This window comes from Eubacterium ramulus (assembly GCF_003122485.1).
GTDB lineage: Bacteria > Bacillota > Clostridia > Lachnospirales > Lachnospiraceae > Eubacterium_I > Eubacterium_I ramulus_A.
Window position 1 is genome coordinate 1 of record NZ_JRFU01000209.1, and the last position, 1,540, is coordinate 1,540.

The following is a 1,540-nucleotide window of genomic DNA, read 5'->3' on the forward strand; positions in this document are numbered from 1 at the left end:
GAGACTGTAATTAATTCTGTGTAAACTCTAAAAGAGCTATATACCCTCTTGGATTGATGTTAAAATAAATATCAATTCAGGAGGATTTTTTTATGGCACGAAGAAGAAAAATGGATCCGGAACGCAAAGCGTTCATCAACAGCTTGTTGGAACACTATCAACCAAAGGATGCTCAGGATATCCAGGACATGCTGAAAGACCTGTTAGGCGAAACGCTGCAAGGTATGTTAGAAGCTGAAATGGATGATCACCTTGGATATTCCAAGTATGACTACAAGAACAAAGAGACAGACGATAGCCGTAATGGTTATAGTCCTAAAACTGTCACCTCTTCAATGGGAACGATTGATCTGGATATACCACGAGATCGAAAGGGAGATTTTGAACCGCAGATTGTGAAAAAGAATCAGACAGATATCTCAAACATTGAAGATCAGGTACTTTCTATGTATGCAAAAGGAATGACGACAAGAGATATCTCCGCTCATCTCAAAGATGTTTATGGTGTGGATGCATCCGCAGAAATGATATCACATATGACAGATCGAATCCTTCCTATCGCAAAAGAATGGCAAAACCGGCCGCTGGAAAGAAAATATGCCATTGTTTTTATGGATGCGGTACATTTCCATGTTCGGGAGGACAATCGAACGGTAAAAAAGGCAGTTTACGTTGCCATAGGTGTTAAACTGAACGGAAAACGTGAGGTCCTCGGCATGTGGGTAGGAGAAAATGAAAGTGCAAAATACTGGTTGTCCGTCCTCAACGAGATAAAAAACCGAGGTGTAGAGGATATCATGATCGTATCTGTGGATGGATTGACCGGATTCGGGGATGCGATTCATGCAGTATTCCCACAGGCGGAGATCCAAAGGTGTATTGTGCATCAGATTCGTTATTCTACAAAATTTATCTCTTACAAAGATTTAAAACCCTTTATGGCGGATTTAAAGCTGGTTTACAAAGCTGATACAGAAGATCTTGCACTCACAGCCTTGGAAGATCTGGAAGAAAAATGGGGCAAAAAATACCCTGCTTCCATTGGATCCTGGAGAAATAACTGGACACAATTATCCACATATTTTAAATATCCATCTGAGATACGTAAATTAATATACACTACAAATTCCATCGAAAATTTTAACCGCCAGCTACGCAAGGTTACGAAATCCAAGACTATTTTTCCGACCGATGATGCACTTTTCAAGATGCTCTATCTGGCAATGATGGATGCCACAAAAAAATGGACCGGAAAGGCTTGGGACTGGGGTCTGACACTGGATCAGTTATGCATCTATTTTGGGGATCGGATCCAGCCAGAGGATATCGATTAAGCACAGATTCAATCGCATATCAAGGGTAAATAAACGCCCGATTTTCTCGGGCGCCCTTGACATGCCATAGAATCCATGCTACTAAATAAACAACAGGCTGAACAGCAAAGTATGCCATTCAGCCCATTACATTATATTTTTGTATTCTATAAACCTATGATTTTATCATCAATCTGAGAGGTTTACACAGAATAATTTACACTACC

At 40.3% G+C, this 1,540-nt stretch carries 1 protein-coding gene; it reads left to right on the forward strand.

Features of this window, described 5'->3' with window-relative positions:
- The first annotated feature begins 110 nt into the window (after positions 1-110).
- Positions 111-1,334: an IS256 family transposase gene (locus LG34_RS15505; RefSeq protein ID WP_431602624.1), complete on the forward strand. Its 1,224-nt coding sequence runs from the start codon at positions 111-113 to the stop codon at positions 1,332-1,334.
- Positions 1,335-1,540 lie beyond the last annotated feature (206 nt).